Source organism: Lysinibacillus sp. NPDC093210 (assembly GCF_044753985.1).
Taxonomy (GTDB): domain Bacteria; phylum Bacillota; class Bacilli; order Bacillales_A; family Planococcaceae; genus Lysinibacillus.
This window is the reverse complement of sequence record NZ_JBIVOE010000001.1, coordinates 472,032-486,325: the sequence shown is the minus strand read 5'-3', so window position 1 is coordinate 486,325 and position 14,294 is coordinate 472,032. Positions and strand designations below refer to the sequence as shown.

General features: G+C 38.6%; 16 protein-coding genes. All 16 read left to right on the top strand.

The window, feature by feature from the left end:
* Window positions 1-90: 90 nt before the first annotated feature.
* The 16 genes from ACIP9C_RS02390 (at window position 91) to ACIP9C_RS02315 (ending at window position 14,050) form a co-directional block, all read left to right on the top strand.
* A complete protein-coding gene (locus ACIP9C_RS02390; protein ID WP_340825205.1) occupies window positions 91-321 on the top strand; it encodes a hypothetical protein in 231 nt (76 codons plus the stop codon).
* 83 nt (window positions 322-404) lie between these two features.
* Window positions 405-1,175 (top strand): CheR family methyltransferase, encoded by a 771-nt coding sequence (locus ACIP9C_RS02385; protein WP_401008283.1) that lies wholly within the window; start codon window positions 405-407, stop codon window positions 1,173-1,175.
* Between the two features lie 362 nt (window positions 1,176-1,537).
* The gene (gene aroC, locus ACIP9C_RS02380) at window positions 1,538-2,719 is read left to right on the top strand and encodes a chorismate synthase (RefSeq protein ID WP_401008281.1); all 1,182 of its coding nucleotides are present in this window, start codon (window positions 1,538-1,540) and stop codon (window positions 2,717-2,719) included.
* A 3-nt stretch (window positions 2,720-2,722) separates the two neighbouring features.
* The gene (aroB, locus tag ACIP9C_RS02375; RefSeq protein WP_401008279.1) at window positions 2,723-3,814 is read left to right on the top strand and encodes a 3-dehydroquinate synthase; all 1,092 of its coding nucleotides are present in this window, start codon (window positions 2,723-2,725) and stop codon (window positions 3,812-3,814) included.
* Window positions 3,811-4,179, top strand: a complete 369-nt coding sequence (gene aroH, locus ACIP9C_RS02370) for a chorismate mutase (RefSeq protein ID WP_340825201.1) — start codon at window positions 3,811-3,813, stop codon at window positions 4,177-4,179. The genes aroB and aroH overlap by 4 nt, the downstream gene beginning before the upstream one ends.
* A gap of 18 nt (window positions 4,180-4,197) precedes the next feature.
* Window positions 4,198-5,298 carry a histidinol-phosphate transaminase gene (gene hisC / locus ACIP9C_RS02365; RefSeq protein WP_401008276.1) on the top strand — a complete coding sequence of 367 codons (1,101 nt, stop codon included), beginning with the start codon at window positions 4,198-4,200 and terminating at the stop codon, window positions 5,296-5,298.
* The gene (locus tag ACIP9C_RS02360; protein WP_401008275.1) at window positions 5,295-6,392 is read left to right on the top strand and encodes a prephenate dehydrogenase; all 1,098 of its coding nucleotides are present in this window, start codon (window positions 5,295-5,297) and stop codon (window positions 6,390-6,392) included. The genes hisC and ACIP9C_RS02360 overlap by 4 nt, the downstream gene beginning before the upstream one ends.
* 105 nt (window positions 6,393-6,497) lie before the next feature.
* Window positions 6,498-7,787 (top strand): 3-phosphoshikimate 1-carboxyvinyltransferase, encoded by a 1,290-nt coding sequence (gene aroA, locus ACIP9C_RS02355; protein WP_401008273.1) that lies wholly within the window; start codon window positions 6,498-6,500, stop codon window positions 7,785-7,787.
* 94 nt (window positions 7,788-7,881) lie between these two features.
* On the top strand, window positions 7,882-9,150 hold the full coding sequence (locus ACIP9C_RS02350) for a tetratricopeptide repeat protein (protein ID WP_401008271.1): 1,269 nt from the start codon (window positions 7,882-7,884) through the stop codon (window positions 9,148-9,150).
* A gap of 14 nt (window positions 9,151-9,164) precedes the next feature.
* Window positions 9,165-9,722: a ReoY family proteolytic degradation factor gene (locus ACIP9C_RS02345; RefSeq protein WP_024364265.1), complete on the top strand. Its 558-nt coding sequence runs from the start codon at window positions 9,165-9,167 to the stop codon at window positions 9,720-9,722.
* Window positions 9,723-9,872: 150 nt separating this feature from the next.
* Window positions 9,873-10,322, top strand: a complete 450-nt coding sequence (locus ACIP9C_RS02340) for a DUF2487 family protein (protein WP_401008269.1) — start codon at window positions 9,873-9,875, stop codon at window positions 10,320-10,322.
* Between the two features lie 155 nt (window positions 10,323-10,477).
* The gene (locus ACIP9C_RS02335) at window positions 10,478-10,981 is read left to right on the top strand and encodes a Rieske (2Fe-2S) protein (RefSeq protein ID WP_401008267.1); all 504 of its coding nucleotides are present in this window, start codon (window positions 10,478-10,480) and stop codon (window positions 10,979-10,981) included.
* Window positions 10,982-11,003: 22 nt separating this feature from the next.
* On the top strand, window positions 11,004-11,678 hold the full coding sequence (qcrB, locus tag ACIP9C_RS02330) for a menaquinol-cytochrome c reductase cytochrome b subunit (RefSeq protein ID WP_024364262.1): 675 nt from the start codon (window positions 11,004-11,006) through the stop codon (window positions 11,676-11,678).
* A gap of 42 nt (window positions 11,679-11,720) precedes the next feature.
* Window positions 11,721-12,494 (top strand): menaquinol-cytochrome c reductase cytochrome b/c subunit, encoded by a 774-nt coding sequence (locus ACIP9C_RS02325; protein ID WP_340825191.1) that lies wholly within the window; start codon window positions 11,721-11,723, stop codon window positions 12,492-12,494.
* A gap of 224 nt (window positions 12,495-12,718) precedes the next feature.
* Complete coding sequence (gene lhaT / locus ACIP9C_RS02320) at window positions 12,719-13,315, top strand: lipoprotein heptaprenylglyceryl N-acetyltransferase LhaT (protein WP_401008265.1); 597 nt, start codon at window positions 12,719-12,721, stop codon at window positions 13,313-13,315.
* 60 nt (window positions 13,316-13,375) lie between these two features.
* Window positions 13,376-14,050 carry a zinc metallopeptidase gene (locus ACIP9C_RS02315; protein WP_340826499.1) on the top strand — a complete coding sequence of 225 codons (675 nt, stop codon included), beginning with the start codon at window positions 13,376-13,378 and terminating at the stop codon, window positions 14,048-14,050.
* Window positions 14,051-14,294 lie beyond the last annotated feature (244 nt).

Sequence of the window (14,294 nt, the reverse complement as noted above, 5' to 3'; positions counted from 1 at the left end):
TAATAAGAGAATTGATTAGAGAAATTTCAAAAAAGGAAACTATTTTTTTGTTTTATCGTATAATCTATATAGATAGGGGGAAGAGAAAAAATGGAAATTGCTATTGTTGCTATTATTGGCGGCATTATGGTCGCTTTAGCTGGAATATTTACTGATGCACGTACAAAAGGGCAGAAATTAAAATTAAAAACAATTGAACAAGAAGTTGAATTAGAAAAGCTAAGATTGGAATCATATACAAAAGAAACAGAAAAATTGCGACTAGAATTAGAACATTCGAAAGTGCTACTATTAGAAGAAAAGAAAAATACGACAAAGTAACATTGAATACATGGAAAGACTATTTCAGTAAAGGCATTTTTCCGCTATAATGGAAATACGACGCTAGAGGGGAAGATGACCGTATGTCTGATTATGAACAATTTGTTGAAGGTATTAAGCGCAAAACTGGAATTGATTTAGCGTTATATAAAGAAGCGCAAATGAAAAGACGATTAACCTCACTCTATGAGAAAAAAGGATATCGTAATTTTGTTGATTTTCTAAAAGCACTCGAGCAAGATCGTGATTTGATGAATGAGTTTTTAGATCGAATGACGATTAATGTGTCTGAGTTTTATAGAAATGGAAAGCGCTGGGAAGTGTTGCAAAAGAAAATTTTCCCGAAGTTACTACAATCCAACAAGCGTTTGAAAATTTGGAGTGCTGCATGTTCAACTGGAGAAGAGCCATATTCATTAGCAATGGTATTATCGCAATTAGTACCATTATCGCAAATTCAAATAATCGCCACTGATTTAGATGAAAATGTAATTCAAAAGGCAAAGCTAGGTGTTTATCCGGAGCGTTCTTTAGCAGAGGTGCCAAAAGATATTCAAGCAAAGTATTTTGAGCAAGAAGGAAACTTCTACCGAGTTAAAGATGAAATTAAGCGCTGTGTCACATTTAAAAAGCATAATCTGCTTAATGATCATTATGATTCTCATTACGATCTAATCGTGTGCAGAAATGTTATGATATACTTTACCGAAGAAGCAAAGGATCAAATATATTCGAATTTTAGTAAAGCATTACGACAAGATGGCATTTTATTTGTAGGGTCAACAGAGCAAATTTTTAATCCATCTCGTTACGAATTTGAAGTAGAAGATACCTTCTTCTATCGAAAAAAATAATTAATTAAATGATGAAAAGCTTTCGTACAGTAAATAAAATGACTGTCACGTACATAAATAGCCAAGACACTAGACATAGATGACCGTACGCTTTTCGCTTGCATAAGCAAAAAGCGTATTTTTTATTAAAGTAAATCTGGTTCACGTTAAAAAGTCTTGGACTTATTGTGTGGCGTTTAAGACAGCTAAAAAACCTCTTTTTTTACATAAATCGTTCAGAATATTCGCATATAATGCTATGCTATCTTTCTTTATTGATTTATGAATACGTGCTATGACATTTGCAAAAGGACTGTTTTTTTAGAGAATATATGTTATAGTGAAAAATACATACTTTAGCGAGTTGAAGGGAGAAAGCGTTTATGCGTTACTTAACAGCAGGAGAATCACACGGACCGCAATTAACTACAATAATTGAGGGTTTACCGTCACTTTTACCAATTACAGCAGAAAAAATTAACCACGATTTAAAACGTCGCCAAGGAGGTCATGGCCGTGGTCGTCGTATGCAAATTGAAACGGATACAGTAGAAATAGTAGGTGGTGTTCGCCACGGACAAACACTTGGCTCTCCTGTTGCGCTAGTTGTCACAAATGATGACTGGAAGCATTGGACGAAAATTATGGGCGCGGAACCATTAGCAGATGATGTTAATCCTGATGATATTAAACGTCAAATTTCACGTCCACGTCCAGGACATGCTGATTTAGTAGGCGGCATGAAATATGGCCATCGAGATTTACGAAATGTTTTAGAACGTTCTTCTGCGCGTGAAACTACTGTCCGTGTTGCAGTGGGAGCTGTTGCAAAAGCATTATTAAATGAGCTTGGTATTTCAATTGTGTCACATGTAACGGAAATCGTAGGCATTAAAGCAGACACGTCTGTAATTGAAGGAAAGACTGTAGATGAAATTCGTACAATCGTCGAAGCAGATCCATGCTACTGTGTAGATCCTGTTGCTTCAGCAAAAATGGTTGAGGCAATCGATGAAGCAAAAAAAGCAGGCGATTCTATTGGCGGTGTTGTTGAAGTAATCGTTGAAGGTATGCCAGCCGGTATTGGTTCTTATGTTCATTACGACCGTAAACTAGATGCAAAATTAGCAGCCGCAATGTTGTCTATTAATGCTTTTAAAGGTGTTGAATTTGGTATTGGCTTTGAAATGGCCCGACGTAAAGGTTCAGAAGTACATGACGAAATCATTTGGTCTGAAGAGCAAGGCTATACTCGTGCTACGAATCGACTTGGCGGCTTAGAAGGCGGAATGTCTACAGGTATGCCGATTGTTGTTCGAGGTGTTATGAAACCAATTCCAACATTATATAAACCATTGCAAAGTATTGATATAGAGACAAAAGAACCGTTTAAAGCAAGCGTAGAACGTTCAGACAGCTGTGCAGTACCAGCAGCTTCAGTAGTAGCTGAACATGTTATTGCCTGGGAAATTGCCAACGCGATTATGGACCAGTTCCATGGAGATCAACTACCACAATTAAAAGCACAAATTGAAGAACAACGCCGTTACGCAAAGGAGTTTTAATATATGCGTGTACCAGTAGCAACAAAATCACATCAATATGACGTAGTGCTTGGGCATAATTTTTTAGCTGAAGCAGTCAAAATATTTGATGATAAACTGCAAAAAGCAGATAAGCTTATTGTTTTTACTGACGCCAATGTGTGGGCTGCCCAAGGGGAATATTTCAAGGGGAATTTCCCATATGCGTTTGAGGTATTTGTGCTACCAGGTGGTGAGGCTTGTAAAACATTTGAACAATACAATGCAGCACAAACTTTCTTGCTTGAACAAAAATGTTCACGTAAATCATTTATTTTTGCATTTGGTGGAGGCGCAGTTGGAGATTTAACAGGCTTTGTTGCAGCTACATATATGCGAGGAGTACCATTCATCCAAATACCAACGACGATTTTAGCTCATGACTCAGCAGTAGGCGGTAAAACAGCTATTAACCATCCACTAGGCAAAAATATGATTGGTGCGTTCTATCAACCAGAAGGGGTAATTTACGATACAGTCTTTACAGAAAGCTTACCTGAGCGTGAAGTGCGTTCAGGTACAGCAGAGGTCATTAAGCATGCGATGATATCGAATGCCATATGGCTTCAAGAGCTAATGGCTGCAGATTCAGTTATCCATTTTAGTACAACAGAATTGGCCAAACATTTAAAAGCTGGAATTGAAGTAAAGGCGAAAATTGTGTCTGAGGATGAAACAGAGCAGTCAGTGCGTAAATATTTAAATTTGGGTCATACATATGGCCATGCCATAGAAGCAGCTGCAGGTTATGGGAAAGTTGCACATGGTGAAGCGGTGATGATTGGTCTTGTGTATTGTCTATTATTAAGTGAACGATATGGTAAGTTGAATCGTGAATTCACAACATCATTTTTACGTTTTGCGCTGAAAAATGGCTACCCTTTTGATGCGGTAAATGATTATACATTTGAACAATTAACAGACTATTTATTAAAAGATAAAAAAGCGGAGTACGGTGTCCTACAATTTGTGTTACTCGAAGAAATTGGGAAGCCTTTTGTGCGACCAATTGAGTTAGCAGAATGCAAAGAGGTAGATGCTGAATTTCGACAGCTATTAGCGGAGGTGCTTGTATGATTCGGGGACTTAGAGGTGCTATTACAATTGAATTGGACAAGCCAGAGCTTGTATGGGATGAGACAGCGAGATTAGTGCGTGAGGTTGTGGCAGCAAATCATGTGGAGATAGAAGATATTGCATCAATCGTTATTTCAACGACACCAGATATTACATCGGCGTTTCCAGCGCGTGCTGTCAGGTTAATGGACGGCTGGCAGTATGTTCCTGTTATGTGTATGCATGAAATGGATGTGCCAGATGCCCTGCCATTATGTATTCGTGTTTTAATCCATGCGAATGTGGAAATGGCGCAAAAAGATGTTCAGCATATTTATTTAAATGATGCTGTGAAATTAAGACCAGATTTAGCCCAAGCTAAATAATAAGAGGAGATGTTTGAGATGAAATGGAAACAACAATTGGACGGTATGCAAGCATATAAGCCAGGTAAACCAATTGAAGAAGTACAACGTGAATTTGGCTTACAAGAAGTCGTAAAGTTAGCATCAAATGAAAACCCATTTGGTTGCTCACCTAAGGTAACAGCATATTTACAAAATAGTGCAGTAAACTATGCAATCTATCCAGACGGCTATGCACAAAACTTACGTTCAGCTGTGGCTAAACATGTTGGTGTCAAAGAAACACAGCTTCTTTTTGGAAATGGTTCAGATGATATAATTGCAATTCTTACTCGTGCTCTGTTGTATCCAGGTGTGAATACAGTCATGGCAGACCCATCATTCTCACAATACATTCATAATGCTGAAATTGAAGGTGCGGAAGTTCGTAAAATCCCTTGTATTGAAGGTGCACACGACTTAGACGCAATGGCAGCAGCTATTGATGAACATACTTCTATTGTGTGGGTATGTAGTCCAAATAATCCAACAGGTGTTGTCATTGCAGATACAGATTTACGTGCTTTTTTAGCGAAAGTACCTAGCGATGTACTTGTAGTTTTAGATGAAGCGTATATCGAATATGTGACGCATCCAGGTCATAAAGAAACGCTACCTTTAATTGATGAGTATCCAAATGTCCTATTAATGCGCACATTTTCTAAAGCATACGGTCTTGCCTCCTTCCGTGTAGGCTATGCAATTGGTCAACCAGAAGTCATTGCAAAACTGGATCCTGTACGTGCGCCATTTAATAATACGATTTTAAGTCAAGCTGTAGCGGCGATTGCATTAAGTGATCAAGACTTTTTAAAAACTTGCTGTGAAGCAAATGAAATAGGTAAAAAACAATACGTTGATTTTTGTGAAAAGCATAATTTGACATACTACCCATCTGATACAAACTTTATTTTCTTTAACACGAATGCTGATAGTGATGTTGTTTTCCAAGAGCTTATGAAGCGTGGTTTTATTATTCGTAGTGGTAATGCTCTAGGTGCGCCAGGTTTTATCCGCGTAACAATTGGCACAGAAGCACAAAATGCTGCATTATTAGAGCATCTTGAAGAAGTGTTAAAAGAACAAGGGGTTTTTGCATGACACGCAATGTGCTCGTTATTGGTTTAGGCTTAATTGGGGGCTCGATTGCTCTTGCTTTACAAAAGGCACCTGAAACTAAAATTATTGGCTATGACATGGATGAAAAAACACGTGAACATGCCAAAACATTAAACATTGTACATGATATTGTGACAGATCCAAAAGATGTGGCAGCAGAGGTAGATATCATTATTTTTGGAACGCCTGTCAACGCTACGCTCGAGTGGATGGAACAATTAAAAACATGGCCGTTAAAAAATAAAGTTATTGTAACAGATACAGGTAGTACGAAAAAAATGATTATGCAAAAAGCCGGTGAGTTACGTGAGCTTGGTATTACGTTTATCGGTGGACACCCGATGGCAGGCTCTCATAAAAGTGGTGTATTAGCTGCGAAAGCGCATCTTTTCGAAAATGCGTATTATATGCTGACACCACTTGCAGGCGAAGAGATTATTAATATGGCTCAGCTAGAAAGCCTTTTAAAATTTACACATGCAAAAGTTGTTAGTGTATCCGCTCGTGAGCACGATCATATGACGGCTGTTGTTAGTCATTTTCCACATGTTATTGCTGCATCTCTTGTGCATCAATTAGGCGGGGAAAATGGTGAATACCCAATGACACGCTCACTTGCAGCAGGGGGGTTCCGAGATGTGACACGTATTGCATCCTCTAATCCGATTCTGTGGCGTGATATTACACTTCAAAATCGTGATGAATTAGTAGCACAGCTTGAAGGATGGCAAACTGAAATGGATCGTGTTAAGGAATTGTTATTAAATGGTAGTTCAGCAGACATTGAAAGTTATTTCGCTATTGCTAAAGAGCTGCGTGATGAATTGCCAATTAGTGCTGGAGCAATGTTTACTTCGTTTGACTTATACGTCGATGTTCCTGACTATCCAGGGGTGATTTCTGAGGTAACAGGCCTACTAGCTGATGAAGCAATTAGCATTACAAATTTACGAATTGTAGAATCACGTGAAGATGTCTTCGGTATTCTTGTGATTAGCCTGCAAAGTGAAAGTGATCGTGAACGTGCCGCAGCATGTATTCAAAAGCGAGCAAATTTTGAAACGTATATTTCATAGATTAGTGCATTTACGTCTAATAACAGGCGACGAATGGCTAAATATAATGAAGAAAGCGTCGATTTATCGGCGCTTTCTATCTTCATATGGAGGCGAGAGATAACTATGAGTGAAAAAGTATTACAGTATAATAAACCATCTTTACAAGGGCTATTAACAATCCCTGGTGATAAATCTGTTTCACATCGTTCTATTATGTTTGGGGCGATTGCAACAGGGAAAACAACGGTTGACGGCTTTTTACTTGGTGAAGATTGTTTAAGTACTATTGATTGTTTCCGCAAGCTTGGTGTGAAGATTGATGTGGACGGTACAAATGTAACAATCGAAAGCGCAGGTATGGAAGCTTGGCAGGAACCTAGTGAGGTGCTTTACACAGGGAACTCTGGTACAACAACACGCTTAATGCTCGGGATTTTAGCTGGTTCCAAAGTACATAGCGTGATGACTGGAGATGCATCCATCGGTAAACGTCCGATGCGCCGTGTTATTGATCCGTTACGTCAAATGGGTGCTCATATTACAGGTCGTGCAGATGGACAATATACACCACTTGCCATACAAGGTACAAAGCTACAAGCTATTGACTATCAAATGCCTGTTGCCAGTGCACAAGTGAAATCAGCTATTTTACTAGCAGGTTTACGCGCGCAAGGTACAACAGTTGTACGTGAAACAGAGGTATCTCGTGACCATACGGAGCGCATGCTACGCCAATTTGGGGCGCAAATAACTGTGGTAGATGGCGTTATTACTTTTGAAGGTGGACAAGCACTTTCAGGCACACATGTGTCAGTGCCAGGTGATATTTCATCTGCAGCATTTTTCTTAGTAGCGGGTGCAATTTGTCCTGATAGTAAAATTGTTTTAGAAAATGTTGGGGTTAATCCAACGCGTGATGGTATCATAGAAGTTCTTCAGAACATGGGAGCGTCTATAACAATAGTAGCAAATGAAGACGGTCAATCTGAGCCAACTGCAACAATTACTGTTGAAACGTCTACTTTAAATGGAACTATTATTCAAGGGAATATGATTCCGAGATTAATTGACGAAATTCCAATTCTTGCACTTTTAGCAACACAGGCACATGGTAAAACAATTATCAAGGATGCTGAGGAGCTCAAGGTCAAAGAAACGGATCGTATTACTGCAGTGGTGGATGAGCTAAAAAAACTAGGAGCTCGTATTGAAGCAACTGAGGATGGTATGATCATTGAAGGACCAACGCCATTATATGGGGCAAGCTTGAAAACATACGGGGATCACCGTATCGGTATGATGGGCGCTGTGGCAGCGTTAATTACGGATGGGGCAGTGACATTAGACGATGCAGAATGCATCGCTGTTTCCTACCCGTCGTTTTTCGAGCATGTTGAGTCTGTGAAGAAATAGTCAACACTAGACTCCCCAATCCTTTTGGGGAGTTTTTTCTTGTTTCAAAAGAGAATATTTTGTAGCATAAAGATATACATGAAAGAATAGGTGAATGACTGTGAATAATGCAATGACGGAAATGATGCAAGCACTTGAGCAAGGGGATTTAGCTTTAATAGATCAGCTTCTAGAATCTTTTTTAATGAAGGAATTACCTGAGGAAATATACGCACTAGCGGAAGTTTTTATGCAATATGGTTACATGAAAGAAGCGGACCGTGTACTGGAGCATCTGCAATTTTTATTCCCAGAGGAGGCACAACTAAAAATTGACCGTGCCAACGTCTTAATGGAACTTGGTGATGAGGACGAGGCATTAGACATGTTGTTAGCAGTCGAAGATACAGCCCCAGAGTATCCGCAAGCATTACTAGTGCTAGCCGATTACTATCAAATGCAAGGTTTATTTGAAGTGGCAGAAAAGCGCATAAATGAGGCGTTAGCGATCTTACCAGATGAGCCACTACTACATTTTGCTAAAGCAGAGTTGTTATTTGAGACAGGACGTTTTCTAGAGGCTGCGCGCCTTTACGAAGAATTACATGAACAACAAGAGGAATTTGCAGGCGTCAGTCTTGTTGAACGACTAGCAGAAGTATATCGTGCGGGCGCTGCCTATGAAACAGCATTAGACTATTATTTAGCAGCTCTAGATGACGAAGTGAAACCAGATACTTTATTTGGTGCTGCATATGCTGCGTTTCAATCGCAAAAATATGAATTGGCGATTAAGCAATTAGAGGACTTAAAAGAATTAGACCCTGACTATTTCTCAGCTTATTTATTGCTAGCGGAAAGCTATGCCATGACGGAGGACAATAAAAAAGCTTATACAGCTATTAAAGAAGGCTTGATGCGCGATGAGTACGATAAATCATTATTCTTATTTGCAGGTAAAATGGCATTAAAAAACGCTTTGCCAGAAGAAGCAGAAAATTATTTACGAGAAGCAATTGCGTTAGATCCTGAGTATATGGAAGCCGTGCTAACGCTTATTTCCGTATTTACGCAACAAGAACGCTATGAAGATGTCGTTGAATTATTTGAGACATTACAAAAAAATGATTTTGAATGGATAACTTTATATCCTTACGCTGCAGACGCATATGCAAATTTAGAATTGTACGACCGTGCATACGAATTTTACCGTTTGGCATATACTGATTTTAAGGAAGACGCAGCATTTTTAGAAAAATATGTTTATTTCTTATTAGAAGAAGGCAAGCGTTCTGAAGTTAAAGAAGTTCTCGGTCATTTAATCAAGCTTCAACCGGGTGAACCACAATGGCAAGAGATGTTAGAAGGCTTAGAATTAGAGTAAAGGAGGGAGTGGGTATGACTGCTTCTGTATCAGTTGTCGATAAAAAAGCATTTGTTCGCTGGTTTTTGAAAAATTACCAATTAAAACGTCGTGAGTGTGTATGGATTTTAAATTACTTATTAAGTAATGATGAGTTGTTAAAACGAATACGGTTTGTAGAAGAAGCGCACTATTGTCCTAGAGCTATGGTGATGTCTACAGTAGACTCAACAGGTGTACCATTTCGTTTTTATAAAGGCAATGTGATGACAGCCGATGCTGAAAAATCGTTCCATGACTTACGTTTACATGAACAAGAAGATATGTATATACAATTGAACTTCCCAAATATACCGCCAAGTGCACAATACTTAGCAGTTCTTGAAGAAAACCCTTATATGCCAGAAACATTAATTGTTAGTGAAAAAGACCGTTTACTGGCAGAAGAGTTACTTTCCAATAGTTTACTCGTATTCCAAGAAGAAAAATTACTCGCACAAATTGATGAAGCCTTAGATAAAGGCGATGAAGAACGATTTTATGAATTGTCTAATTTGTTACAAGTTTTAAAAGAAACTGCCAATTTACAATAGTCTTAAGTCAATAGGTAAAAATTGAATGCCCTTTATCCACCTCTATATGGTAACATGACTAGTGAATGATTGTTTTCACTTTTTATTGGTTATCCTATAAAAGAGTGGAAAAGGGCATTTTTATATTTGTAACAGTAGGGGGGTTATTGGATGTATTTTAATGCAAACGATGTGACATCGTTTTTAGCGCAGAAGGATTTTATTGATACGGCAATTATTCCACTTGTAGGAATCGATTTTACTGCTGAAAAATTGAAGCAAAGTGGTGCAGAATCAGATTTTTTGTTATCGCTTACAGCTTTTATCGAACAACAGTTTAAAGGCCGCTTATTAGTCATGCCACCATTTTCGTATAGTACTGCCTTGAAAAACGAAGAAATGCCAGTGCAATTAGAAACTCAATTACATACTGCTGGCTTTAAGCATGTGTTCTTCATTACTTGTGACCATTTTTGGACAAATATTGGAGATGTTGTAAATATTATTTGGTTACCAGCTATTCCACTAGAATCCATGGATATGAGCGTGAAAAATACCATTCTCGAAGATCAGTTACGTCAAGTAATACCTGTATTTTCGACCAAATGGGCACAAATTTAGCAATTTGTTTCAATAAATGTTCACATTCTCCAGGTTTCCACAGAATGCTATATTGACCAAGCTATGGACTTGATATATCATAGATATGTCCTAGTATTACTATTTGTAAAAGTATGTCCGTTGGACTGACCTTTAAAGTTAGAGGGGGGAAAAGGATGAGTAACAATCGAGTTTCACGTCGTCAATTTCTAAGCTACACACTTACTGGTGTTGGCGGATTTATGGCGGCAGGTATGTTGATGCCAATGGTTCGTTTTGCAATTGACCCAGTTTTACAAAAGCATGAGGGTGGGGATTTTATCAAAACCGAGCATAAAGTCGCTGACATCAATACAGAGCCAGTTAAAGTTGACTTCACATTTGAACAAGTTGACGCTTGGTACAAATCTAATGTTACTAACGTAGCTTGGGTTTACAAAGAAGGCGACCAAATAATTGCTCTATCACCTGTTTGTAAGCATTTAGGATGTATGGTGGACTGGAATGGCGATTCAGCACACCCAAATCAATTCTTCTGTCCTTGTCATGCAGGGCGTTACGAGAAAAACGGGAAAAACATTGCAGGTACACCGCCTCTAGGTCCGTTGGATGAATTTGAAGTACAAGAAAAAGATGGTTATTTAGAGATTGGTCCAGCAAGAGCAAATACTCTAGTTTAATTTGTAAGGGGGTACGAATTCAGTGCTAAACAAAATTTATGATTGGGTCGATGAACGATTAGATATTACACCTATTTGGCGTGATATTGCCGACCACGAAGTGCCAGAGCACGTGAACCCTGCACACCATTTTTCAGCATTCGTTTACTGCTTCGGTGGATTAACATTTTTCATCACAGTAATTCAAATTCTATCTGGTATGTTCTTAACAATGTACTATGTACCAGACGTCGTGAATGCCTGGAAATCAGTTTATTATTTACAAAACGAAGTAGCATTTGGTGAAATCGTGCGCGGTATGCACCACTGGGGAGCTTCATTAGTAATTGTAATGATGTTCTTACATACGCTTCGTGTATTCTTCACAGGTTCTTATAAGAAACCTCGTGAGTTAAACTGGATGGTTGGTGTAGGTATTTTTGGTGTAATGATGGGTCTTGGCTTTACAGGATACTTATTACCATGGGATATGAAAGCATTGTTCGCTACTAAAGTAGGTATCGAAATTGCGGCATCTGTACCATTTATTGGTTCGATGATTAAAGTATTATTAGCGGGTGACAGTACTATTCTTGGTGCTCAAACGTTAACACGATTCTTTGCGATTCATGTATTCTTCTTGCCTGCAGTATTGTTTGGGTTACTTGCAGCACACTTTATCATGATTCGTCGTCAAGGAATTTCAGGGCCGTTGTAATATTTCTTGACGGTTCGATGATTTTTTAAAGGAGGGGACACTATGCATCGCGGAAAAGGAATGAAATTTGTCGGCGATTCTCGTATTAAAGCGAATCACAGAATGCCGAACGTTCCAAAGGATTATTCCGAATATCCAGGTAAAACTGAAGCTTTCTGGCCGAACTTCTTACTAAAAGAATGGATGGTAGGTGCTGTTTTCTTAATCGCTTATTTATTGTTAACAGTCGCTCACCCATCTCCACTTGAAGGGCCAGCTGATCCAACAAGAGCATACACGCCATTACCGGACTGGTACTTCTTATTCATGTACCAACTCTTAAAATACTCATTTGCTTCTGGTCCATATAATGTTATCGGAGCAATTGTCATTCCAGGTCTAGCATTTGGAGCGCTATTATTAATGCCATTTTTAGATAAGAGTCCAGAACGCCGTCCGTCTAAACGCCCGTTACCAACTGCGTTTATGTTATTAACATTGGCTGCTATGTTCTATTTAACTTGGGAGTCAGTTGTAAATCATGACTGGGAAGCTCAAAAAATTCAAGGTGCTATCGTGGAAACTGTAGAGTTCGATAAAGGCTCAGAAGGTTACCAAATCTATGCTGGCTCTGCATGTATTACATGTCATGGTGAAGGCTTAGAAGGTGGTGCTGGTGCGCCAACACTTATGAATACAGGCTTAACAGCTGATGAGATTAAAGACATTGCCCACAATGGTTCACCAAGTGGTAAAATGCCAGCAGGTTTATGGACAGGATCTGATGAAGATCTTCAAAAGCTAGCTGAGTTTATCGAAAGCTTAAAAGCTGAATAATTTTAAAAAGAGTCGGGAAACTGACTCTTTTTTTCTAGCTTTTATTAAACATTTAGCACATGGATTTGATATAATTAATTAGGAAAGTCTATGACTAAAACTTCATTTTGTAATTAGCACTTGTTGAAACATAAAAGTGCCATAAAGGCTTAGCCGCCAAAAAATACATAAAAATTAAAGAAAAAGACATCTTAGTATGGACGGATAGTAAAGGAGTTTTAATCATGCAAATGACACGTGCAAATATTTGGTACCTCCTTACGCATAAAACATTTTTAATAGTATTACTACTTATCAACTTATTAGGAACGATTTACGGCTATTATTGGTATGGCTGGCAATTAGCGATTACGAAGCCGATTTTTTATATTTTTGTACCAGATAGTCCGACTGCTAGTTTGTTTTTTTGTTTTGTGCTGTTGGCTTGGATATTAGGAAAAAGATGGCCATTGATGGAAGTGTTAGCACTTGTCACATTAGTTAAATATGGTATTTGGGCAGATGTAATGAATCTCTGGACTCTAGTTGAAACAGGCTACATCGGCTGGCAAGGCTGGATGCTAATCGGCTCACATTTTGCGATGGCATTACAAGGCGTCCTTTACATCGGTAAATATGTATTTTCATATTGGCATATTGTGGTTGCAGCTGTATGGACCTTGCATAATGATGTCATAGACTATGTATTTGGGCAAATGCCAATGTATCGTGATTTAGCTGAATATACAAGTGCCATTGGATACTTTACTTTTTGGTTATCAATTGCTTGTATTTTTATCGCTATTTTCTCAATTAGGTGGCGCAAATATTTGCCCAATTAGAGAAATCTCTATAGAATTATAGTATCGAGGTAGAAAGGGGTTAGGAAATTGTCAACAGGCATGTATATTGTTTATTTTGCGATTATTATGCTACTGCCATTGTACGCTCAAATGAAGGTAAAAGGTACGTATAATAAGTTTGCAAAGGAACGTACCATGAAGGGACAAACTGGTGCTGAGGTAGCAAGGGCGATCTTAGATGCGAACGGCTTGTACGATGTGCGAGTTGTGCCAACACAAGGTGTGTTATCTGATCACTACAACCCTGCGACAAAAACAGTCGCATTATCAGAGAGTAACTTTTATGAGGCAAGTGTAGCAGGTGCAGCAGTTGCTGCCCATGAAGTAGGCCATGCCATTCAGCATAAAGAGGCATATTCAATGCTTACTTTACGTAGTAAGCTTGTTCCAGTTGCGAATATTTCATCAAACGCATCTTGGGTTTTCGTTATGATCGGAATTTTTTCTGGTTTATCTAATATGTTATTGTTAGGTATCGTTTTATTAGCAGCAGGCGTAGTGTTCCAATTAGTAACATTACCAGTTGAGTTCGACGCATCAAAGCGCGCTCTCGTGCAAATGAATTCACTTGGTATTATTACGAACGAAGAGGAACGTCCAGCACGTAAAGTGTTAAGTGCCGCTGCGTTAACTTATGTAGCTGCTGCTGCAGTAGCTGTTTTAGAATTATTACGATTAATTTTAATCTTTACAAATATGCGTAATGACGACTAAGAAAAACTTGTTATAGTGGGATAACCACTATAACAAGTTTTTTTATTTCTTTGTTAATAAGCAGATGACTTCCCCTACTTTGAGTGGCGGGAATCGCCGGTAAGACAGAAGAAATCGCCGATAAAAGTCCACGAATCGCCGAAAAAATCTGCTGAAAGCAACCGCCGTAGCGGACAACTTCGTAGCAATAAAAAGTGTTAGATTGAATTACCGTCAATCTAACACTTTTCTCTTTGTTCCTATT